General features: G+C 36.6%; 26 protein-coding genes and 2 other annotated features. Of the genes, 17 read left to right on the top strand and 9 right to left on the bottom strand.

What is annotated here, in order from left to right:
- The first annotated feature begins 45 nt into the window (after nt 1-45).
- Complete coding sequence (locus tag ACSG5Z_RS18805) at nt 46-585, top strand: spore coat CotO family protein (protein ID WP_435711952.1); 540 nt, start codon at nt 46-48, stop codon at nt 583-585.
- Between the two features lie 61 nt (nt 586-646).
- Here ACSG5Z_RS18805 and ACSG5Z_RS18810 read toward each other — a convergent pair whose 3' ends face one another.
- Nucleotides 647-1,105, bottom strand: a complete 459-nt coding sequence (locus ACSG5Z_RS18810; protein ID WP_075308457.1) for a CotY/CotZ family spore coat protein — start codon at nt 1,103-1,105, stop codon at nt 647-649.
- 125 nt (nt 1,106-1,230) lie between these two features.
- Here ACSG5Z_RS18810 and ACSG5Z_RS18815 point away from each other — a divergent pair, with 125 nt between their 5' ends.
- Together ACSG5Z_RS18815 and ACSG5Z_RS18820 are read left to right on the top strand one after the other, a co-directional pair.
- Nucleotides 1,231-1,590, top strand: a complete 360-nt coding sequence (locus ACSG5Z_RS18815; protein ID WP_075308459.1) for a DUF1360 domain-containing protein — start codon at nt 1,231-1,233, stop codon at nt 1,588-1,590.
- A 101-nt stretch (nt 1,591-1,691) separates the two neighbouring features.
- Nucleotides 1,692-1,877, top strand: a complete 186-nt coding sequence (locus ACSG5Z_RS18820; protein ID WP_063224588.1) for a hypothetical protein — start codon at nt 1,692-1,694, stop codon at nt 1,875-1,877.
- Nucleotides 1,878-1,954: 77 nt separating this feature from the next.
- Here ACSG5Z_RS18820 and exsF read toward each other — a convergent pair whose 3' ends face one another.
- The 6 genes from exsF to ACSG5Z_RS18850 form a co-directional block, all read right to left on the bottom strand.
- Nucleotides 1,955-2,458, bottom strand: a complete 504-nt coding sequence (gene exsF / locus ACSG5Z_RS18825; protein WP_000492937.1) for an exosporium protein ExsF — start codon at nt 2,456-2,458, stop codon at nt 1,955-1,957.
- Nucleotides 2,459-2,625: 167 nt separating this feature from the next.
- Entirely contained in the window at nt 2,626-3,096 is a 471-nt protein-coding gene (cotY, locus tag ACSG5Z_RS18830) for a spore coat protein CotY (RefSeq protein WP_001277699.1), read from the bottom strand.
- A 142-nt stretch (nt 3,097-3,238) separates the two neighbouring features.
- Nucleotides 3,239-5,305: an ATP-dependent helicase gene (locus tag ACSG5Z_RS18835; protein ID WP_087984751.1), complete on the bottom strand. Its 2,067-nt coding sequence runs from the start codon at nt 5,303-5,305 to the stop codon at nt 3,239-3,241.
- Nucleotides 5,306-5,404: 99 nt separating this feature from the next.
- The gene (locus tag ACSG5Z_RS18840; RefSeq protein WP_046957039.1) at nt 5,405-5,827 is read right to left on the bottom strand and encodes a GNAT family N-acetyltransferase; all 423 of its coding nucleotides are present in this window, start codon (nt 5,825-5,827) and stop codon (nt 5,405-5,407) included.
- Between the two features lies 1 nt (nt 5,828).
- On the bottom strand, nt 5,829-6,347 hold the full coding sequence (locus ACSG5Z_RS18845) for a YjcG family protein (protein WP_000765870.1): 519 nt from the start codon (nt 6,345-6,347) through the stop codon (nt 5,829-5,831).
- Between the two features lie 92 nt (nt 6,348-6,439).
- Nucleotides 6,440-7,171: an alpha/beta hydrolase gene (locus ACSG5Z_RS18850; RefSeq protein ID WP_435711953.1), complete on the bottom strand. Its 732-nt coding sequence runs from the start codon at nt 7,169-7,171 to the stop codon at nt 6,440-6,442.
- A gap of 203 nt (nt 7,172-7,374) precedes the next feature.
- Between ACSG5Z_RS18850 and ACSG5Z_RS18855 the strand changes: the two genes are divergently transcribed.
- Nucleotides 7,375-8,286, top strand: a complete 912-nt coding sequence (locus tag ACSG5Z_RS18855) for a DMT family transporter (RefSeq protein WP_098802251.1) — start codon at nt 7,375-7,377, stop codon at nt 8,284-8,286.
- A gap of 75 nt (nt 8,287-8,361) precedes the next feature.
- Nucleotides 8,362-8,757 (top strand): PH domain-containing protein, encoded by a 396-nt coding sequence (locus ACSG5Z_RS18860; protein ID WP_147786906.1) that lies wholly within the window; start codon nt 8,362-8,364, stop codon nt 8,755-8,757.
- Between the two features lie 24 nt (nt 8,758-8,781).
- Here the strand turns inward: ACSG5Z_RS18860 and ACSG5Z_RS18865 are convergent, their stop codons facing one another.
- Together ACSG5Z_RS18865 and putP are read right to left on the bottom strand one after the other, a co-directional pair.
- Nucleotides 8,782-9,180, bottom strand: a complete 399-nt coding sequence (locus ACSG5Z_RS18865) for an Ig-like domain-containing protein (protein ID WP_435711954.1) — start codon at nt 9,178-9,180, stop codon at nt 8,782-8,784.
- A 163-nt stretch (nt 9,181-9,343) separates the two neighbouring features.
- On the bottom strand, nt 9,344-10,822 hold the full coding sequence (putP, locus tag ACSG5Z_RS18870; protein ID WP_087984752.1) for a sodium/proline symporter PutP: 1,479 nt from the start codon (nt 10,820-10,822) through the stop codon (nt 9,344-9,346).
- Between the two features lie 306 nt (nt 10,823-11,128).
- Nucleotides 11,129-11,366, top strand: a binding site (T-box leader).
- Nucleotides 11,367-11,408: 42 nt separating this feature from the next.
- Nucleotides 11,409-11,653 (top strand) — a binding site (T-box leader).
- Between the two features lie 52 nt (nt 11,654-11,705).
- On the opposite strand from putP, the gene trpE reads away from it, so the two are divergent.
- From trpE to ACSG5Z_RS18930, 12 genes are all read left to right on the top strand, one after another.
- Nucleotides 11,706-13,124 (top strand): anthranilate synthase component I, encoded by a 1,419-nt coding sequence (gene trpE, locus ACSG5Z_RS18875; RefSeq protein ID WP_435711955.1) that lies wholly within the window; start codon nt 11,706-11,708, stop codon nt 13,122-13,124.
- Nucleotides 13,121-13,708, top strand: a complete 588-nt coding sequence (locus tag ACSG5Z_RS18880) for an aminodeoxychorismate/anthranilate synthase component II (RefSeq protein WP_000636313.1) — start codon at nt 13,121-13,123, stop codon at nt 13,706-13,708. The genes trpE and ACSG5Z_RS18880 overlap by 4 nt, the downstream gene beginning before the upstream one ends.
- Nucleotides 13,705-14,730 carry an anthranilate phosphoribosyltransferase gene (gene trpD, locus ACSG5Z_RS18885; RefSeq protein ID WP_435711956.1) on the top strand — a complete coding sequence of 342 codons (1,026 nt, stop codon included), beginning with the start codon at nt 13,705-13,707 and terminating at the stop codon, nt 14,728-14,730. Before ACSG5Z_RS18880 ends, trpD begins: the two co-directional genes overlap by 4 nt.
- 1 nt (nt 14,731) lies before the next feature.
- Nucleotides 14,732-15,493 (top strand): indole-3-glycerol phosphate synthase TrpC, encoded by a 762-nt coding sequence (trpC, locus tag ACSG5Z_RS18890; protein WP_435711957.1) that lies wholly within the window; start codon nt 14,732-14,734, stop codon nt 15,491-15,493.
- A complete protein-coding gene (locus ACSG5Z_RS18895; protein ID WP_435711958.1) occupies nt 15,490-16,104 on the top strand; it encodes a phosphoribosylanthranilate isomerase in 615 nt (204 codons plus the stop codon). Before trpC ends, ACSG5Z_RS18895 begins: the two co-directional genes overlap by 4 nt.
- Nucleotides 16,101-17,294, top strand: a complete 1,194-nt coding sequence (gene trpB / locus ACSG5Z_RS18900) for a tryptophan synthase subunit beta (protein ID WP_087984757.1) — start codon at nt 16,101-16,103, stop codon at nt 17,292-17,294. The genes ACSG5Z_RS18895 and trpB overlap by 4 nt, the downstream gene beginning before the upstream one ends.
- A gap of 3 nt (nt 17,295-17,297) precedes the next feature.
- Entirely contained in the window at nt 17,298-18,074 is a 777-nt protein-coding gene (trpA, locus tag ACSG5Z_RS18905) for a tryptophan synthase subunit alpha (RefSeq protein ID WP_098077783.1), read from the top strand.
- Nucleotides 18,075-18,148: 74 nt separating this feature from the next.
- On the top strand, nt 18,149-18,508 hold the full coding sequence (locus ACSG5Z_RS18910; protein ID WP_087984759.1) for a DUF4029 domain-containing protein: 360 nt from the start codon (nt 18,149-18,151) through the stop codon (nt 18,506-18,508).
- A 116-nt stretch (nt 18,509-18,624) separates the two neighbouring features.
- Nucleotides 18,625-20,124 (top strand): L-lactate permease, encoded by a 1,500-nt coding sequence (locus ACSG5Z_RS18915; RefSeq protein ID WP_087984760.1) that lies wholly within the window; start codon nt 18,625-18,627, stop codon nt 20,122-20,124.
- A gap of 91 nt (nt 20,125-20,215) precedes the next feature.
- A complete protein-coding gene (locus ACSG5Z_RS18920; protein ID WP_435711959.1) occupies nt 20,216-20,899 on the top strand; it encodes a DUF2278 family protein in 684 nt (227 codons plus the stop codon).
- A 164-nt stretch (nt 20,900-21,063) separates the two neighbouring features.
- The gene (locus tag ACSG5Z_RS18925) at nt 21,064-21,603 is read left to right on the top strand and encodes a sigma-70 family RNA polymerase sigma factor (protein WP_435711960.1); all 540 of its coding nucleotides are present in this window, start codon (nt 21,064-21,066) and stop codon (nt 21,601-21,603) included.
- A gap of 4 nt (nt 21,604-21,607) precedes the next feature.
- Nucleotides 21,608-22,579 (top strand): DUF4179 domain-containing protein, encoded by a 972-nt coding sequence (locus ACSG5Z_RS18930; RefSeq protein ID WP_435711961.1) that lies wholly within the window; start codon nt 21,608-21,610, stop codon nt 22,577-22,579.
- Nucleotides 22,580-22,620 lie beyond the last annotated feature (41 nt).

Below are 22,620 nucleotides of genomic sequence, written 5' to 3' on the forward strand. Positions count from 1 at the left end.
CGTTATGAATATAACTATAATAGTACACGATTTATTCAGCTACGTATGGAAGTGGGAGGGACGAGTGTGAAGAATAAAAATAAAAGTTCAACAGTTGGAAAACCGTTGTTATATATTGCGCAAGTAAATTTGGAACTTGCTGCACCGAAAATAAAAAGAATTATCTTAACAAACTTTGAAAATGAGGATCGAAAAGAGGAAAGTAATAGAAACGAAAATGTTGTAAGTAGTGCTGTGGAAGAGGTAATAGAACAGCAAGAAGAGCAACAAGTAGAAGAAACAATAGAAGAAGAGGAACAAGTACAAGAGCAACAAGAACAGAAAGAACAGCAAGAGCCAGTGAGAACTGTCCCGTATAATAAATCATTTAAGGATATGAATAATGAAGAGAAAATTCATTTTTTATTAAACCGCCCTCATTACATTCCGAAAGTAAGGTGCAGAATAAAAACAGCTACAGTCTCATATGTTGGATCGATCATATCGTATCGTAATGGCATTGTAGCCATTATGCCGCCAAATAGTATGAGAGATATTCGGTTATCTATAGATGATATCCAATCGATTAGTATGGCAGGTTTTTAAATATGTAAAGGTGGTAGAAAATCTTCTACCACCCCAATAGTTTTTTAGTTTACTTAACTTATTAGATAGAAACGTCGCGTAAGCACTGAATCGCACAGAAACAGCTTAAATCTACAGTGATACAAGTAGATGTCGATACTAGTCTTGCATTTGGTACAGCTAAAAACGTACAAATTGGGTCATCATTAGGTGGTACAGGGGATCCATCACCTAATACTACAGTTAACACACGTAGCACAGCACAGCTACCATCATCTACACTCTCAACACGGAAAATCGGAGAAGTACAGCTAGTAAGGCTTCCAGATGGTGCAAATGCTTCAAAAGGTGATCCAACTTTTGTGTATATAATAATAGGGCGTGTATTCGCTACTGCTGCAGTATTGTGTGCTCCTAAAAATGGAATTTCACAACCAGATCCACACGTTGTTGTAGAGCAATCTTGTAATTCATTGATGAATTTTACAACGTCAACTACACAATGAGAAGAGCTATGGTGTTTATTTTCGTTACAACTCATTAATGTCACTCCTTATCTTCTTGTTTGTATTTACATTAATAAGATATTGGAGTCGGAGAGATTTGGTCACAATCTCAAGACCTTTTTTTTTAAATAGGCGGAAGAAGATAAGGGAAGGTGGAATCATGCTGTTTACAAGCTGGCTTTTATTTTTTATTTTTGCGTTAGCTGCTTTTAGGCTCACCCGTTTAATTGTTTATGATAAAATTACAGCCTTTTTGCGAAGACCGTTTATTGATGAGCTAGAGATTACGGAGCCTGATGGAAGTGTATCAACCTTTACAAAAGTAAAAGGTAAAGGATTAAGAAAGTGGGTTGGTGAATTATTAAGCTGTTATTGGTGTACAGGTGTATGGGTTAGTGCTTTTTTATTAGGTGTATATAATTGGATTCCTATCGTTGCAGAGCCGTTACTTGCATTATTAGCCATTGCAGGTGCAGCGGCAATCATTGAAACAATTACAGGATATTTTATAGGAGAATAATATATTTTCATAATACGAGAAAAAGCGGAGTTTAAAAGAATGAGGGAACGGAAATAAGAAGTTGTTCATATAGTAAATTGACAGATTTTAAAGTAGAGGAGATGTTTGCTGTGAGCAATAATCCAAGGCAAAATTCATATGATCTGCAGCAATGGTATCATATACAGCAACAACACCAATTGCAACAACAGGCATATCAAGAACAATTGCAACAACAAGGATTTGTGAAGAAAAAGGGATGTAATTGTGGGAAAAAGAAGAACACAATAAAACACTATGAAGAATGAAACACTCATGTTACTGTGAGTGTTTTTTATTATACATGTAAAAAGCGGTATTTCTAATGAAGAAATACCGCTTTTTACTAGCTAATTTGTGCAACTGTTAATGCTGCAGCACGGATGTCCACAGTTCCAATTAACTCAACTGGTACAATTTGAATTAAATCACCAGGGTTCAAGTTAATAAGAATAACACCACTGGATACGTCTACTTCACCAGTACCAATAACGTTAGAACGAACTGCTGTACCTGATCCAGGAATAATGTTAGCTGGCGTACCTAATGATAAGAAGAAACGACCAGCTTCTGGTGCAACAGGTGAGTTATCAAGACTAATTGTTAATGTATAACTGATTTGATAAATACCAGCTCGTAGAATTCGAATACCATCTCCGACACTTACTGTATCATTTATTACAGGAACAGTAATATTTGGGTTTGGACTTACGCTAGGTAATAGTAATGGTGTGAATAGTGAAGCAAACTGAGGTGCAGACGCGTTGAAAGCAAAACCGAAGGCAGGTAGTGTACTAGCTGGTTTCGCCTCGCAATCGATTTTAGTAAATTCGCAATCAGAAGAGAACATGTTTTTCACTCCTTTATCTGTTTCTACTTTCAGTTAATGAAAAGGACAGGTTCTATGTTCTAGACAAGTTCCCAATTTTATGAAAAATACATAATAATAGCTTTTAAGCATGGATTGGGTGGCAGAAAACTCTGCCACCCAATCCATGCTTAAATTAATATTTAGTTTTATATAGAAACATCACGTAAGCATTGAATAGCGCAGAAACAACTTAAATCAACAGTAATACAAGTAGATGTCGATACTAACCTTGCATTTGGTACAGCTAAAAACGTACAGATTGGGTCGTCACCAGGTGGTACAGAGGTACCATCACCTAAAACTACAGTCAATACACGGAGTACAGCACAGTCATCATCATCTATACTTTCTACGCGGAAAATGGGAGATCGGCAACTAGTAAGGCTTGAAGATGGTGCAAATGCTTCAAAAGGTTCTCCAGTCTTTGTGTATAAAATAAAAGGACGTGTATTCGCTACTGATGCATTGTTATGTGCACCTAAAAATGGAACTTCGCAACCGGATCCACATGTTGTAGTTGCGCATTCTTGTAATTCATGTATAAAACGAACGACATTCGATACACAGTTGAAATCACAATCATGGTGATGATGGTCTTCGTTACAATTGCAGCTCATTATGTTCACTCCTTATCGTGAGTTCTGACATACACTATTACAATATGAATGAGATATGGTTGATATTACGTTAATTCTTACGATAAAAGCAGGGAATTTATATAGTAGGGATGTACATAATGCAATATAAAAAAAGACATCCTTATTTAGTGGATGTCTTTTCAGGTAAATCTTTTCGCGCAGTATATAAAAAACGAGATATATCTAATTTTTTTCCTCTAAAAAATTGCGGAGAGGAAATGTAAAGTTCTTCTTTCGCACGTGTAATTGCGACATAAAGTAGTCGACGTTCTTCTTCTAAAGCTTCAGAAGTCTCTGTAACACGATCATTTGCATCTTTTAAAGAAGAAGTATGGGGAAGAATACCATCGCTCGCTCCAAGTAAAAAGACGCATGGAAATTCAAGGCCTTTTGCGTTATGAATAGACATAAGCGAAACAGCATTTTTTTCCGGCATTGTTTTTAATGCTTCCATTTCTTTTTGACCTTGAATTGCTTCATCAATAAATTGTAAATAAGCTGGAATATCGGTGAAACGAGTTGCGGACTCCATTAATTCTTCTAACATTTCTTCTTGTATATCTTTATGCATCGTAAAGGAAGAACGATCGTTACTTTGTAAGTACTCTAAATACTTTCCTTTACCATGAATAATTTCTTTTAATGCTTTTTTCGGTTCTAATTCTTTTATAAATTTAATAAAATCGATACGCTCATTTACCTTTTTTACTTGAAAAGGTTTTAAGCTCGGATTTAATAATAAGAAATGAAGAAGAGAAGGGAACCGCCCCTCACCATATTTCCATTGTTCACGTTCAATAAATGAAATACAATCATCACGCCCGATATACATAGTTGGCAATATATTTGAAAGTGATTCTAGTCGAAACGGTTCAATCACCAGTCTTAAATGATCTAATACAGGCTTAATTAAAGAATGTTCATAAAATGATTGACTCGCCCCGTGCTTAATAAATGGGATTTTGTGAATTGTAAGCTGATCAAGTAACGAACGGCTTACAGAATGTGTGCGATACAGTAAACAAAAATCTTTATAGTTGCGTTCGCCGCTATCTACTTTTTCTTGAATGAGCTGCAAAATTTGATTTGCTTCATCAAGAGTCGTAGCAGGTCTTGCGTAAAAAGGTTGTACACCTTCTTCACGCACAGAATATAGCTCTTTATCAAAACGTTCTTGATTTAGTTTGATAACTTCATTTCCAAGTCCGACGATAAAAGGATTGGATCGATAATTCGTATTAAGTGCGATAATCGTAGTGTTATCAAATTCTTTTGGAAAAGATAAAATAATTTGGTGACTTGCTCCTCGCCAGCCATATATCGCCTGGTCGTCATCACCCGCGATAAATAAATTATTTCTTGGCGTGGCTAACAATTTTACAATTTCATATTGTGCATACGATGTATCTTGGAACTCATCTACTTCAATATAGTGGAAACGTTGTTGTAATTGGGTAAGCAAAGGAGCGTTATTTTCTAACATATAATATGTTTCTAATAAGATGTCATCGAAATCAATATAATTATATCGTTGTTTCACTTCTTCAAAACGCTCGTATACTTCTTTAAATTCTTGTTCAACGGGTGTTTTTGCTTTTACATCTTTCGGACGATTCAATTTGTTTTTCTCAAGTGAAATCATAGCGAGCATTGTTTCAGCATCATAATCGTCTTTTAGACGCAATTCTTTCAAGATTTTCTTTATCATAATTTGTTTATGTTTTTCGTTTGCTAAAATTTGCTGATTATATCCTTGACTACGAAGCAATTTTAAAAAGACAGAGTGGAATGTACCAGCAACAACGTAGCTACTTGCAGCACGATTCATACCTGGTAAATTTGCTACACGGTTTCGGATTTCTTCAGCAGCTTTTTGTGTAAATGTAAGCAATAAAATATTTCGTGGATGAACTTGTTTTACATTTACTAAATAACCTACGCGGGTTGTTAAAACAGATGTTTTCCCGCTTCCGGCACCAGCCAATGTAAGGACAGGGCCTTCTGTCGTTCGCACAGCCTCTAATTGTTTTTCATTTAAAAAAACATTTTGTTGTTCGAGAGCGCGAAAATACGCCGCATCTGCATCTTCTTCCATAATTAAATGGGTAGATGTTTTCGGAATATGATATGTTGCACGCGGAATGTCAGCGTGCGTTAATGATTTTTGTGAAAATTTTTCTTGTGTCATATATTCACCTTCAAAACTATAGCATCAACATTTAACTTTAGCGGAAGAAAAAGAAAATAGCAATGTAAAAAACAGGAGGGGATACCTCCTGTTTTCAAATTACAATTCTTTTATCATAACGATGTGAGGAATATTTGCTTCCATGAATACATCAGAATGCGTTACATATCCAAGCTTCTTATAGAAATCTTCAGCATGTGTTTGGGCATGCAGCTTTAATTTTGGTAGCGAGTTTTCATTCGCATACGCTTCAAGTGCATCCATAACAATTTTTCCAATGCCTTTTTTACGATGGGAAGCTAGTACGCAAATGCGTTCCATTTTTCCTATTCCATCCAGTATGCGAAAACGACCAGCACCAACTGGAACATCATTATCATATATAACAACGTGTGTTGAAGTTTCTTCAAACTCATCATACTCTTCGTCAGCAGAAACTTGTTGCTCATTCACAAATACTTGCTTACGTACAGAGAATGCATCTCTTAGTTGTTCGTCCGTTTGTACGATCTGTGCGTGCAAATTAGTTGTTCCCCTTTCCAAGGTGGAATGTTTCGTATACAGTCCACGTTCCGTTTTCTAATTGATATAGAAGATGGAAGCGATCAATTGGTTGTTCATAATAGAAATCTTTCATACGTAATCGACCTAATACATCAGCATGTTCTGCATCTGATAAGCCTTGTCCGATTGTTAAATGAGGTACGAAAGCGTACTCGCGTTCTTGTATAAAGAATTCGCTATGCATTTCCTCATTTAAGAAAGTAAGTTCAGGTGTTTTTTCTACTTTAAAATAAAGAACATTATTAACCGGTGCGAATGAACCAACTTTTCCGACATGAAGGGTGAAAGGGTTCGTTTTACTTGCGATTGTATGTAACTCTTTTACAATCGATTCTAATTGTTCATCTTGCGTCTCAAAGGGTGTTTTCAATGTAATATGTGGCGGAACTAATGCGTAGTGCGGATCATAACGTTTACGCAATCCGTTCGCTTTATCTTGAATCATTTTAGATGGAAAAATTACAATGCCTAATTTCATGTTCCAATTCCTCCCTTTGTAAGTCTAGTTAGATTTTGAGAAAATAACTCTCTTAATCTATTATATCAAATTATTCTGAATACTGCTCTCTATTATTTCATTGATAGAATATGAGAGAAAGCTTTCGGTAAATCAGTTTGCCAATATTTCCACGTGTGGTTACCTTCAAATTCTTCGTAATGCGTGATGAAATTTCTATCTGTCAGAAGCGTATTGAGCTCACGGTTCGGCCCAACGAAATTGGATACTTGTCCATCAGTGCGTTTTACAGCTGTTTCTTCTGTCCCAATGACGTGATAAAGGTCTAGCGCCTCCGGATTTTTAAAGTCTTTTGCTAAGTTCATCACTGTTTCATCCACAAATGGTGATTGCATAACGACTTTACCGAATGTATGCGGATACATAAGTGCAGTCATGAAGGAAACTGTCCCGCCAAGAGAATCACCAATTAACACACGACCTTTTCCCATTTGGTACGTTGGATAGTTTTCATCGATATATGGTGCAAGTTCATGAGCAAGGAAACGAATATACGCAGCGTTTTTCACTTCATTTGGGAAATATTTTTCTTTACGATCGTGTACATTTTTATATGGAATACCGACAATAATTGTACGGTCAATTTCTTCAGTTTCACGAAGGCGCTCAATTACACGGTGCGCTTTACCAAGCTGAAAATAATCTCTACCATCTTGTGCAATTACAACTGTATGTTTGTGTAGTGGTGTGTAATTTACCGGTAAGTAAACGAGAAGTGTAACATCTTCTTGAAGTGATGCGCTATAAAATGAAATTTCTTCAATTCTCCCTATTGTTTGATTCATGTAGATCCCCCTAAATAAAAATTTACTGTAATGATTGTAAGAGCGACACTTGTAGTGAAAAAGAAAGAAATATTCACTAATAGGTGCTTTCGTTTCTATTTTACCATAATGGTACGAAGAATCTAAAAAATTAGTATTTAAGTTGTGAAAGAAAACGGATATAATGAAGTGGGATTTTTGACAGGTGAGAGGGGAGACGGAATTTGAAACAAGAAAGATCAATCGCGCTACCATTAGCAATTTCCATTATAGCCATTTCATTCGCAGCAGTTTTTGTAAAGATGTCCTCAGCACCATCTTCAATATTAAGTATGTATCGATTATGGATTATCGTGCTTATTATGCTGCCTATCGTTTGGAAAAAACGGGAAGAGTTTAGTAAGATTCAAATAAAAGATTGGGGATTTTTAATTGGATCTGGTTTCTTTTTAGCGCTTCATTTTCTTTTGTGGTTTGAATCTTTAAAGCATACGACAGTTGCTAGTTCGACGATTATTTTAGCGCTTCAACCAATCGTATCTTTAGTTGGAGGTTTTTTCTTATTTAAAGAAAGAACAACATACTCAGCCATTGCGACAATGGGAATAGCGATACTAGGCGTAATGTGTATTGGGTGGGGAGATTTAGGGTTAAGTGAACAAGCAATTTATGGAGATATATTATCCTTTTTAAGTGTCCTAGCGGTTGTTGGTTATTTATTTATCGGGCAAACAACAGTAAAGAAAGTATCACACTGGATTTATAGCTTTACAGTTTTTGCATTCGCAGGTATTTTTATGGGGATTTATAATATAGTATTGCAAGTGCCTTTTACAGGTTATACGAAGTGGGACTGGACCGTTTTTCTTTTACTTGCGGTTGTGCCGACAGTTTCACACGTCATTAATAATTGGTTATTAAACTACGTAAATGCAACAACAATTTCAATGAGTATTTTAGGTGAACCAGTTGGAGCATCTATATTAGCGTTCTTCTTACTCGGTGAAAGACTAAATGTAATGCAAATTATCGGTAGCATGCTCGTATTGTTTGGTGTATCTGTTTTCTTACTACAGCAACAAAAACGAACAGCAAAAAATGTAGTAAACGAGCCGGCGTATACACAGGAATTATAATGTTAGAGGAGAAAAGAGAAGTTGTGATACTTCTCTTTTTGTTTTACAGAAATATAGGGGAGGAAGGGAAGTTTAATGGAATTTCCATCAAAAAAAGATATATGGTTATATCCGATTTTTTTCGTTGTCATTGGAGCGTGTTTTGCTCCTCTATTTGCAGGAAAAGAGTATTTTCTTTTATTTTTTACAATTCCGTTAGCAATATTATTTATGTGGAGTTGGTTTTCGACAAAATACATCGTCGGAGAAGAAACAATTACAATTAGATCAGGTCTCGTTAAAAAAAGCATATTTATACGAGATATAAAACAAATTTCAAATACGAAAAATCCAATAGCTGCTCATGCATTGTCATTGGATCGACTTGAAATTGTTTACGGCGCACATAAAACAGAAGTTATTTCTCCTAAAGATAAAGACCAATTCATCAATCTTGTTACAAGTAAAAATTCAAACATTGAAATCAAGTAAAAGAGTGGCTAGGAAGCCACTCTTTTACTTTGGATTTGTCATATAAGGTTGTACATGAATAATACATAGGTCACGGAACTTTCCTTCAGTAGTTGTGACAATTATGACTGCTCTTCCGGCACTTTTTCCAGTAATCGTTACCGTATCACCTTTTGGATACATTGTGATAACATCAGCATTCATATTTGTCCAAATAAGTTCTTTATTCGTTGCTTGCACTGGCAAAACAGAGGCTGATAACTCAGTGCTTTGTCCAGTTCTTACTTTCAACTTATTTTTTTTCATATGAACACCAATGACTGAAATAACAGAAGGAGCGATTGAAATTTTAGGTGGATTAGGTTGTATGTTCAAACGAGACGCAGAAGTATTTGTAATAGGTGAAAATTTTCGTGTTTGTTGTTGCTGGAAAGCTGCTAACATGTTGGAGTCCCCTTCCTGTATAAGTGCTGATAGTACTACTATAAAGGACTAGTGTTATGTTTAATTTAACGAAACATAAAGAAATTGTTAAATTCGAGTAGAAGATTGTCGAACTTTCATAAAAAGAAAGCTCTGCTGATACGATAACAGCAGAGCTTTTCCTTTATAGATTATGACTATGTTGTTTTTCGAAATTCTCAAATTGCTCTTCAACTTCTTTTGAAGGTTGTGTTAGTAAACTAACAATTACGATGGCTAGTAAACTAATAGCGAAACCTGGAATCATTTCATATAAGAAATCTTTTAAGAATTCGAATTGAGTCCATATAATAACAGTAGCGGCACCAGAAATCATACCAGCAAGTGCGCCCCACTTCGTCATACGTTTCCAATATAAGCTTAATAAAATAGCAGGTCCGAATGAAGAACCGAAACCAGCCCAAGCGTATCCAACAAGAGCTAAAATCGTATCATTTTGTTTAAACGCTAATGCGCACCCAACTAATGCAATAACAAGTACAGCCATACGACCGACAAATACAAGCTCTTTATCAGAAGCAGAGCGTTTAAAGAATGTACGATATAAGTCTTCGGTTATAGCACTAGAAGTAACGAGTAATTGAGATGAAATTGTACTCATAATAGCTGCTAAAATAGCTGCTAATAAAAATCCAGTAATAAGTGGGTGGAATAAAATTTTTCCTAGTTCAAGGAAAATTGTTTCTGGATTAGATAATGTTAACTCTTGTTGTGAGTAGTAAGCGATACCGATAAGACCAGTAAACATAGCTCCAACAACAGAGAAAATCATCCAGCTCATACCAATTCTTCGTGCGCTTTTAATCTCTTTTACAGAAGAAATCGCCATAAAGCGTACGATAATATGAGGTTGTCCAACATAACCAAGGCCCCATGCGAATAAGGAAATCATTCCTAAAGTAGAGGCACCTTTAAAAATATCTAGACGTGTTGGATCTACAGAACGAATTGTATCAAATGCAGGCCCAAGTCCGTTCGAATTCATAATTGTTACGATAGGAACAAGAATAAGAGCAATTACCATAATGATTCCTTGTACGAAGTCTGTCCAACTTACGGCTAAGAAACCACCAAATAATGTGTAAGCGACAACAACGCCAGCAACAATGAATAACCCAAAGTGGTAGTTCATACCAAATGAATTTTCAAATAATACAGCGCCTGAAACTAATCCTGAAGCTACATAAAAAGTAAAGAAAATCATAATAACAAGTCCGGATACTAAGCGTAGCATGTGAGATTTGTCGTGGAAGCGGTGTTCCAAAAATTCTGGGATAGTAATAGAGTTGTTTGCAATTTCAGAGTAGGTACGTAAGCGAGGAGCGACATAAAGCCAGTTTGCGTATGCGCCTAGTGTTAGGCCGATCGCAATCCAACTACTACTCAATCCAACGCTAAACATTGCACCGGGTAAGCCCATTAAAAGCCAACCACTCATATCGGATGCTCCAGCACTTAATGCTGTTACTGCGGGGCCTAGTGTACGCCCGCCAAGCATATAATCTGTTAAGTTGGACGTTCGTTTATAGGCGAAATAGCCAATGACTAACATCCCGAGCATGTAAATAGAGATTGAAGTTAAAGTTAACATCTGCGTACTCATGAAGTTCCCCTTCCTTTTGTCATGTCTTTTGATGCGTTATGCATATTTATAATCTATCATGATTATTCTGAAAAATCCATACAGAAATATGAATTTTCAGAAATGTAAGCGTTTTTTGATATCATTTTACTTTTTTAATATATAATATTCATACAAAAAACCTTATTTTTAATAGAGTATTTATTATATTTACATAAAAAGAGGTTGTTTTGTCAATATAATATTGAAAGGAGAGAAAAATAAAATTTTTTAAAAAGTATTGACTTATGAAAAAAGTAAGGTCTATAATGAGTGCAACTTAAAAAAATGCAAGCGTTGATGAAGAAGAGTACACATGATGAACATGTCAGAGAGCTGATGGTTGGTGCGAATCAGTATGGAATTGATGTGGAATGGGCTTCGGAGCTTCCAAACCGAAACGAAAGAAGTAGGCTTTGGCGACATGATCTCATCGATACAAGAGACACGTATTGTTTTTGATACGGTAAAGTGCGTTACATTCGTAACGAATTAAGGTGGCACCACGGGAGTACCCGTCCTTTCTATAGGATGAGTACTCCCTTTTTGTGTACAAAAAATTAAATAAATGAAATCGTTGAAGTAAGAAGAGTACGTATATTGGAGACGTTACAGAGAACCGGGGATAGGTGGGAGCCCGGTGCGGTGCCATATACGGAATGGGCTTACGAGAGGTATGCTGAACAATTATTTTCAGTAGGCAACCCGGGTTCCGCCGTTACAAGGATAAGGTATATATTTTGTACCTGAATAAAGCGGGATGCTTTTGCGTCCAACATGAGGTGGTACCACGGTAAATTTATCGTCCTCTACATATTTTCGATATGTAGGGGACTTTTTTATTTTTCAGATTGAGGTGAAAGGCATGATGACAAAAGAGGAATTTATGAAGCAAAAAGAACAGGGAAGAGCATTTTTAGTAATCGCTGAAGAAGAAGGAGATAGCATTACGCCAATTTCTTTATATAGACGTATGAAGGGAAAGAAAAAGTTTTTATTAGAAAGTTCGCAGCTTCATCAAGATAAAGGACGCTATTCTTACTTAGGATGTAATCCATATGGTGAAGTGAAAAGTATTGGTACGGAAGTAGAACGAACGATTTACGGCCGGGCAGAAGAGTTGCAAGGTAACGTACTACAAGTGTTAGAAGAAGAAATCGCGTCAGCTCAAGTAGACAGTCCATTCCCATTTTGCGGAGGAGCAGTTGGTTATATTGGCTATGACGTCATTCGGCAATATGAAAACATTGGAGCAGATTTACACGATCCACTAAATATTCCAGAAGTACACCTTTTACTATATCGTGAGTTTATCGTGTATGACCATTTACGTCAAAAATTATCATTTGTATATGTATGCAGGGAAGATGATTCAGCAGATTATGAAGAAGTATATGAAAGATTGCAAGTATACAAAGAGGAAGTGCTGAGGGGAGAAGAAGCGGAAGTAACTGAAATAAAATCAACATTATCATTCACTTCTTCTATAACAGAAAAAGAATTTTGCGCGATGGTAGAAACGGCGAAAGAACATATAAGAGCCGGGGACATATTCCAAGTCGTACTGTCACAGCGTTTGCAAAGTGAATGTATTGGGGATCCATTCGCGTTATACCGAAAACTTCGAATTGCCAATCCGTCACCATATATGTTCTATATCGATTTTCAAGATTATGTTGTACTCGGTTCTTCGCCGGAAAGCTTGTTATCAGTTAGAGAAGATAAGGTGATGACGAATCCAATTGCGGGTACGAGGCCGAGAGGGAAAACGAAGGAGCAAGATGCGGAAATTGAAAAAGAACTGTTAGAAAATGAGAAAGAACGAGCGGAGCATATGATGCTTGTAGATCTTGGGCGAAATGATATTGGCAGAGTAAGTGAAATTGGATCCGTGACGATAGATAAATATATGAAAGTAGAAAAATACTCTCACGTTATGCACATTGTATCTGAAGTTTACGGAATATTGCGAAAAAGAATGAGTGGATTTGATGCATTAGCGTATTGCCTACCAGCAGGAACAGTGTCGGGAGCTCCGAAAATTAGAGCGATGGAAATTATAAATGAGCTAGAGAATGAAAAAAGAAATGTATACGCAGGTGCAGTTGGATACGTTAGTTTTTCAGGGAATCTTGATATGGCGCTCGCCATTCGAACAATGGTCGTAAAGGATGAAAAAGCATACGTTCAGGCAGGAGCGGGAATTGTTTATGATTCAGACCCAGTAGCTGAATATGAAGAAACGTTAAATAAAGCGAGAGCACTATTGGAGGTAATGAAATGATTGTACTAATTGATAATTACGATTCATTCACATATAACTTGTATCAACTGTTAGGTGAATGCGAGGAAGAAATTGTTGTCGTAAGAAATGATCAAATAACGATAGAACAGTTAGAAGGGATGAATCCAACAGGAATTGTGCTATCACCAGGACCAGGAAAACCAGAGGATGCTGGCATTTGTATCGAAGTGATTCGTCATTTTTATAAGAACGTTCCCATATTAGGTATTTGCCTTGGTCATCAAGCAATTATATCAGCATTTGGAGGGGACATTGTAAGAGCAGGACGCATTAAACACGGTAAAACATCACGTGTAAAACATAATGGAACTTCAATCTTTTCATATGTAACACAGCCATTAACGGCGATGCGCTACCATTCCCTTGTTGCAGCGCAAACGAGCTTGCCAGAGTGTTTTGACATACTAGCGACAGCGATGGACGATGGAGAAATTATGGCAGTTCGTCACAATTATTATCCGCTATTCGGATTACAGTTTCATCCGGAATCAATCGCGACAGAAGAAGGTGGAAAGTTAATACGTGCCTTTTTAACAGAAGTGAAGGAGGAGGAAAGAGTATGAATAACTATCTTCGTAAATTAGTGGAGAGACAACATTTAACAGAAGAGGAGATGTATAGAGCAGGGCTTCTTTTATTAAATGAAAACATATTGGAGAGTGAAATTGCAGCTTTCTTAGTATTACTGAAAGCAAAAGGTGAAACAGCAGAAGAAATATACGGTCTTGTTCAAGCTCTTCGTGAAAAGGCATTACCGTTTTCGAACCATATACAAGGAGCGATGGACAATTGTGGGACGGGTGGTGACGGTGCCCAAACGTTTAATATTAGTACAACATCGGCATTTGTACTGGCAGGAGCTGGCGTAAAGGTTGCAAAACATGGTAATCGAGCTGTTTCTAGTAAAACAGGAAGTGCAGATTTATTAGAAGAACTCGGTGTAAATATTAGCAGTACGCCAAACGAAATTGATTATTTATTAGAGCATGTCGGCATCGCATTTTTATTTGCACCAGCGATGCATCCAGCATTAAGACGCATTATGAAAATAAGAAAAGAATTGAATGTGCCGACGATTTTTAACTTAATTGGTCCTTTAACAAATCCGGTAAATTTAGAAACACAATTTGTCGGCATTTATAAACGAGATATGTTACTACCAGTTGCGCAAGTATTACAGAAACTAGGCAGAAAACAAGCGCTTGTCGTAAACGGAAGTGGATTTTTAGATGAAGCATCATTACAAGGAGAGAATTATGTTGTCATTTTGAAAGATAATGAAATAGTAGAAACGAGTATTGAACCTAAGAAATATGGTTTCTCAATAGTGAAAAACGAAGAGATTAGAGGCGGGGATTCGAAAGAAAATGCAAAGATTACGCTCGGAGTATTAAGCGGAGAAAAGAATGTTTACCGCGATACAGTTTTATTAAATGCAGGTCTAGCCCTTTTGGCAAATGGAAAAGCAGAAACGATTGAAGAAGGAATTACACTAGCGGCATATAGCATTGACTCTGGAAAAGCATTAGCCAAACTAAACTTATTAATTGCAGCAAGTAATGAAAAATTAGAAAGGGTGAATTAACGTGGGGACGATTTTAGATAAAATTGTAGACCAAAAGAAAAAGGAAGTTGCGGCATTATATGAAACGTATACACCATTAAAAGAAAGTAGAAAGACACTTTCACTTGTAGAAGCATTACAGCAGTTTACTGTCATTGCAGAAGTAAAGCGAGCATCACCATCAAAAGGAGATATTAATTTACACGTTGATGTACGAAAACAAGTGAAAATATATGAAGAATGCGGCGCAGGAGCAGTATCTGTTTTAACAGACGGTCAATTTTTTAAAGGATCGTTTCACGATTTACAAACGGCAAGAGCAGAAAGTAACATTCCGCTTTTATGTAAAGATTTCATAATTGATAAGATTCAAATTGATAGGGCGTATGAAGCTGGAGCAGATATTATTTTATTAATTGTAGCGGCGTTAACGAAAGAAAAATTAAAAGAGCTGTACAGCTACGTACTAGAAAAAGGATTAGAGGCAATTGTTGAAGTTCATGATGAGCAGGAATTAGAAATTGCAATTCAATTAAATCCGCACGTTATCGGTATTAACAACCGTAATTTAAAAACATTCGAAGTCGATTTAAGCCAAACAGAAAAGCTTGGAAAACGATTAAACGAGGAGAAATTACTTTGGGTTAGTGAAAGTGGGATTCATTCAAAGGAAGATATTATCCGTGTTAAAAAAGCTGGAGCGAAAGGTGTATTAGTTGGAGAAGTACTTATGACATCATCTTCTATTCATACCTTTTTTGAAGATTGTAAGGTGAACATATGAAAGTGAAAATTTGCGGTATCACTGATGTTGAAACGGCAAAACGTGCTTGCGAATACGGAGCTGATGCACTCGGATTTGTTTTTGCAGAAAGTAAGCGAAAAATCACTCCAGTGCTAGCGAAAGAAATCATTCAGGAGCTTCCAACAAACGTGTTAAAGGTTGGTGTTTTCGTAAATGAATCAGTAGAAGTGATACAGAAAATTGCAGATGAGAGCGGGTTAACACATGTGCAGCTACATGGAGATGAAGATAATCACCAAATCAAAAGATTGAATATTCCGTCTATAAAATCACTTGGAGTAACTTCAGAGAATGATTTGAAAAATGCTCAAGCATATGAAACGGATTATATATTGTTTGATAGCCCGAAGGAAAAGTTTCACGGAGGAAATGGAAAGACATTTTCATGGGAGTTACTCGCGCATATGCCAAAAGAGTTACGAGAGAAAACGATATTAGCTGGTGGATTAAACGCTCTTAATATAGAAGAAGCGATTCGAACGATTCAGCCATACATGGTCGATGTAAGTAGCGGAGTGGAGACAGAAGGAAAGAAAGATGTAGAGAAAATAAAACAATTCATAAAAAAAGCGAAGGAGTGTTCCAAATGAATTACGCATATCCAGATGAAAAAGGTCACTACGGTATATACGGAGGACGATACGTTCCAGAAACGTTAATGCAATCTGTATTAGAGCTAGAAGAAGCATATAAAGAAGCGATGCAAGATGTAGGGTTTCAAAAGGAATTAAATCATTATTTAAAAACGTACGTCGGAAGAGAAACACCGCTTTATTTCGCTGAAAATATGACGAAGTATTGCGGGGGTGCAAAGATTTATTTAAAACGTGAAGATTTGAACCATACAGGAGCTCATAAAATTAACAATACAATCGGTCAGGCACTACTGGCAGTACGAATGGGCAAGAAAAAAGTTGTCGCTGAAACAGGAGCAGGACAACACGGAGTTGCAACAGCTACTGTATGTGCCCTACTCGGATTAGAATGCGTCATCTTTATGGGAGAAGAAGATGTGAGACGTCAAAAATTAAATGTGTTCCGAATGGAATTACTCGGAGCGAAAGTAGAAAGTGTAGCAGCAGGTAGCGGCACATTAAAAGATGCGGTGAACGAGGCGCTTCGTTACTGGGTTTCACACGTGCATGATACGCACTACATTATGGGATCTGTTCTCGGACCGCATCCATTCCCGCAAATTGTCCGTGATTTTCAAAGTGTAATTGGGAAAGAAACGAAAAAACAATATGAAGCGTTAGAAGGGAAAGTACCAGAGGCAGTCGTTGCATGTATTGGTGGTGGTAGTAATGCGATGGGCATGTTTTATCCGTTCGTACACGATGAAGAAGTCGCTCTTTACGGCGTAGAAGCAGCTGGGAAAGGTGTTCATACAGAAAAGCACGCAGCTACTTTAACGAAAGGAAGCGTTGGTGTTTTACACGGATCGATGATGTACCTTCTGCAAAATGAAGAAGGACAAATTCAAGAAGCGCATTCTATTTCAGCGGGGCTTGATTATCCAGGTGTTGGGCCAGAACATAGCTTGCTAAAAGATATTGGCCGCGTTTCTTATCATTCGATAACAGACGCAGAAGCGTTAGAAGCATTTCAATTATTAACGAAAAAAGAAGGGATTATTCCGGCGTTAGAAAGCTCACATGCTATCGCATACGCATTAAAATTAGCGCCGCAAATGAAGAAAGACGAAGGACTTGTCATTTGTTTATCTGGCCGCGGGGATAAAGATGTAGAGAGTATAAAACGTTATATGGAAGAGGTGTAAAAAATGGGAGTAGAAAAAATTAAAGCAGCGTTTGAAAATGGTAAGAAAGCATTTATTCCGTACGTAATGGGCGGAGATGGTGGCCTTGAAAAATTAAAAGAAAGAATTTGTTTTCTAGACGAAGCAGGAGCGAGTATCGTTGAAATCGGCATTCCGTTTTCAGATCCAGTCGCAGACGGTCCAACGATTCAAAGAGCAGGGAAACGAGCGCTAGATAGCGGTGTAACAGTAAAAGGTATTTTTCAAGCATTAATAGAGGTAAGGAAAAAAGTACAAATTCCGTTTGTACTCATGACATATTTAAATCCAGTACTCGCATTCGGAAAAGAACGATTCATCGAAAACTGTATAGAAGCAGGTGTAGACGGTATGATCGTTCCGGATTTACCGTATGAAGAACAAAATATTATTGCCCCGTTACTTCGAGAGGCAAACATTGCGCTAATTCCACTCGTTACAGTAACGAGCCCAATTGAGCGAATTGAAAAAATTACGAGTGAATCAGAAGGGTTCGTTTACGCTGTTACAGTAGCGGGCGTAACAGGAGTACGTCAAAACTTTAAAGGTGAGATTCATAGTTACTTAGAAAAAGTAAAATCACATACACATTTACCGGTAGTAGCAGGGTTCGGTATTTCAACGAAGGAACATGTAGAAGAAATGATTACAATATGTGATGGAGTAGTCGTTGGAAGTAAAGTCATCGAGCTGTTAGAAAATGAAAAGCGAGAAGAAATATGTGAATTAATACAGGCAACAAAACAAAAAGAAGAGGCATAAGTCTCTTCTTTTTGTTTTACGTAATAAATGTTAAAATATACAGAAAATACATATAACTTAGAGGGTGAGAAAGCATGCTAAGACGGAAACTACTATATCTTCTTCTAACTGTACCATTATACGCTTGGCTTATTAGCATGACGAAAATAGAGGTGATGGCTCTATTTTTAGGATATGTATTCATCTTTTCCAACTTAAATCGCATTCAAGAGCAATCTATTTTAGAAATATGTATATTTTCGATTAGTATAGAACTATTTAGTATCGTTTCGATTGTATTATTAAACGAATTATTTCGCTGGATCCACTCATTTGAATTAATGAAATTTGGAAATGTTGTATTGCAAGTAATATGTGCTTATATTGTGTTTGTTGTATTAGACAAAATAGTTGGACAGCAGAGCGTTTTTCAGGATAAAAGAAAATGGGAGTGATTCAAAAAAGGAGCTAAATGGCTCCTTTTTTGAATCTGTAGTAAAAACAATTGAAAATTATGACATCTGTTATATAATAGTTAAAAATTGTATTTTTAATGAAAAGAGATGATAACATGGCCATATTGTTGGCACTTATCCCAATTATGATGATTTTCATTTGTTTATTTTTATTTAAACAAACGTCATTAAGGTCCTCTTTAATTGCTTACGTTGTGTCTGTTGGAATCGTTTTACTCTCGCCAACGTTTCAACTAGGGATAAGTGAAACTGTGCACGCAACGATTAAAGGTTGGTTAATTTGTTTTATTGTCGGGTACGTGTTGTTTTTCGGTATTTTTTTATTTCACCTCATGAATAAAATGGGGTACATCGATCAAGTAGCACGTTTTCTAGAAGAAGTGACGCACGATCGTTTATTACAAATGCTCCTTATGTGTTTTGGTATTTGTCCGCTAATCGAATCAGTAAGTGGATTCGGAATTGGCTTCATGGTTGCAGCACCTATCTTTCTATCATTAGGCTATAAACCGTTTCAAGCTGTACTACTTTCATTTATTGGTTTACTAGCTAGTTCATGGGGCGCAATGGCAACTGGTACGATTATCGGTTCGCAGCTTATAAATATGCCGCTTACAACACTTGGCACGAATACGGCACTACTAAGCATTCCGATGTTTGCTTATTTCGTCATCCTTTCTTTACACGTTGTTGGTGGTTGGCAGGCTGTTATTGAAAAGTGGAAAGAAGGATTCGGTTTCTTTCTATTATTTTCTCTCGGAATTTATCTTTCTAACGCATACGTAAGTGTTGAACTAGCAGGTATATTGAGTTCCATCGTTACAATTGCATTTGGCTTTCTTATCATTAAATTAAAAGGGAAAAATGAACAAAATCTTATAACAGAACATGCTGCGGCAACGGAGAGAGAAGTATCTATTATAAAAATTATTAGCCCTTATATATTCCTAACAGTTTGTATTTTACTTTCTCGCCTCGTACCAGCATTACATGATGTATTCAGATCATATGCAGTCCTTGATTTAAAATCATACTCTTATAAACTGGAGCTACTATATTCACCAGGATTTTGGCTCGGTATGACTTGCCTATTTACTATTATTTTCTTCCGCATTCCATCTCATATTATGAAACAATCACTCTCGCAAACGATAAAACAATGGATTCCTTTTGCGATTACGACGACGATGTTTATCGCCATTTCAGAACTAATGGGTGCATCTGGCATGCATTCATTACTGGCAAAAACAGCTGGTGACACATTTGGAACGTTTTTCGTTTTCGTTGCTCCGTTTATCGGCGGAATCGGTGGCTTTTTAACAGGTAGTAACGCAGGATCAAATGCGATGTTCATAAAACTACAAATGCAAACTGCGCAAAACGTAGCACTTCCGTGGCAATACGTCACAACACTTCAAAACACCGCATCATCAGTAGCGACAATCGCTTGCCCGTCACGGATTACGTTAGGTGCTTATTTATGTAATATACCGTATCGTGAAAATGAACTATTAAAGAAGACGACGTTAATGATTTTTGGTGCGGTGTTGCTTGTGGTGGTAGAGGTTATTTTTTGGTATCTGTTGAGAAAATAAGAAATCCTCCTGAGAAAGGAGGATTTTCTTTTTATATGGATAATGCCTTAAGTATGAAAAGCTTCTACTAAATGAATAGGAGATGAAATGTATGCCCCTAAAAAACTACGGCGTGTTAAAAGGTACAGTTATACAATCAAAGATTGGAAAAGGGAAAACACCTCATTATCAAGTTCATTTACAAGGCGAAGCAGGAGTAGATTATCGTATTGCAATTAACGTGAAATCGCAAAGTTATCCGTCAGAGGTGTTATATTTTGCGAGTAACAATATTAGGTCAGAGGCGATTCATATTTTACCGACATTACCATTTGGTTTTACGGAAGTAAAAAATAATGAGCCGAAAGTGGCTTTAGATTATGTAAGAGGAAATCTATTTGACTCAAAACAAATGATTCCTTTACCTCCCGAAAAAGCAGGAACAGATAATGATTTAAACGAAAAAATAGAACGTTATATAAAACGAGCGATAGAAGAAAAGGCAACTATTTATGCGTTCGGTGAAAGATGGGGACCAGAAGAAAATACACCAGATTCCTATTTTCATTTCAAACCAGGAAACGGGATACACGATATTCACATGAATCAAGGGAATGTAGAGAAATGGAAAGGTGATAATGGTATATGGCAAGACGGGGGAATACTCATTCACTTTGAAAAGGAAGAAGAATGGATTGGTATCTTTCTTGCCTTCCAGTCGCAGTCATGGTGTACAGATGAAGAAGGACATGCTCGTGTTCCGGTTGAGCATTGTGATTATAAGAACAATAAGTGATGAGAAGAGCTAGTTCGTAATGAACTAGCTCTTCTCATTGTAAACAACATGAATGGTATATAGTGGTGGGATTATGTATGCAATATTAAAAATCTTGATAGAGTTATTGATTTTTATTCGTATTAGAAAGTAGGTATCAATTAGCAGTACAAGGAGGTCTAGCTTTGAAGATAACGGAAGAAAATGTTGTGCAACAAATAAAAAAACGTAATGAGAAAAGCATTACGTTTTTTATTCAAACATACGGCAGTTTACTCAGCGCTATCATTAAAAGATATGTACAGAGTAATCAACAAGATTATGAAGAATGTTTAGATGATGTATTACTAGCTATCTGGTTTCATGTCGACTCATTCGATCCAAGTAAAAATACGTTTAAACAATGGATAGCAGCCATTGCTAAATATCGAGCAATTGATTATCAGCGGAAAAATACGAGAAATCGGCAACAAACTGTCTGTACGGAGATTAATGATCGTCTGTATCAAGAACAAAGAAGACAAAACGATTTCTTAGACGTACAAGAATTGCTCAGTGAACTGTCAGCAACGGAGCGGAACATTTTTGAAAAGTATTATCTAGAAGGTGTACCGTCTCGTGAAATTGCATCCCACCTTAATGTGAAAGAGTCATGGATTCATAACAAACTGTCACGTGGAAGAAAAAAGCTCAAACAGATTTTTATTTTTAAAAATGGAGTGTGAGGGCATGTCTATTTATAAAGAGTTAAATGATATTCAGCTGGACATCACAGAGTTTGAAGAGATTCCCTTAACCAAATTAGAGGAAAAGAAGTGGGGAAAACGTGTGAAAAATAAGCTCCGGAAAAACAAACAGTCAAAAAGATGGTTCGGAGTTGCAGCAGCTTGCATGTTAATGGTCAGTATTACAGTCCCACTTGGACAATCTTCTTTAGCAAATACTCCATTTATTGCTGGATTGATTGAAAAATATCTTGATGAACAGCAACCGCGGGACTATTCTCCCTATAAAACAGCTATTGGAAAAACTGCTGAAAATAAATACGGTAAACTGACTTTAAACGAGGTACTAGTTGATGATAATAAACTACTCATCAGTTCAACATTTGAGCCAGCGAAGGGTGTGGAATTTGATTATCAAACATATTTAATCCCACAGGTACGAATAAATGGCCGTGACTTTTCTAGTACAAAGGATGCACAATCAATTGAAGTAAATCATTCTATGTATACAATCTACGGTGGTGTTGAGTTAAGTGAAATGCCAAAAACTGACGAACTTCAAATCGAAATTACTTATGATACACTCAACAGGGATACTGTAATTGAGCAACCATGGATATTTGATATTGAAGTATCGCAAGCTCAGTTGATGAAAGAGAAGCAGACGTTTGATTTAAATGAAACAATTGTTTTATCCGATGGCAATAAAGTAAATGTTAAAAAAGTAGTTTCAACACCGATTTCTACAACAATTTATTATGATGTAACACAAAGTACAAATGAAGATATTTATTTTAAAATTGAATCAGAATCTGGAAAAACATATATATGTAAAGAGGCATTTGCATCGAATAAAGAAGGAGACATTTCTTTTAGTAGATTCGATGGAATTAATGTATCGGTAGGAAAATATTTACTTGTACCGTATTCGGGGAAAGAAAACGAAGTAATTGGGCCATCTATTCCAATTCAATAGCTTATTAAATCGGATAAATAGTCATCTGAAAATAGAAGAGA

This window comes from Bacillus pretiosus (genome assembly GCF_051294775.1).
GTDB lineage: Bacteria > Bacillota > Bacilli > Bacillales > Bacillaceae_G > Bacillus_A > Bacillus_A wiedmannii.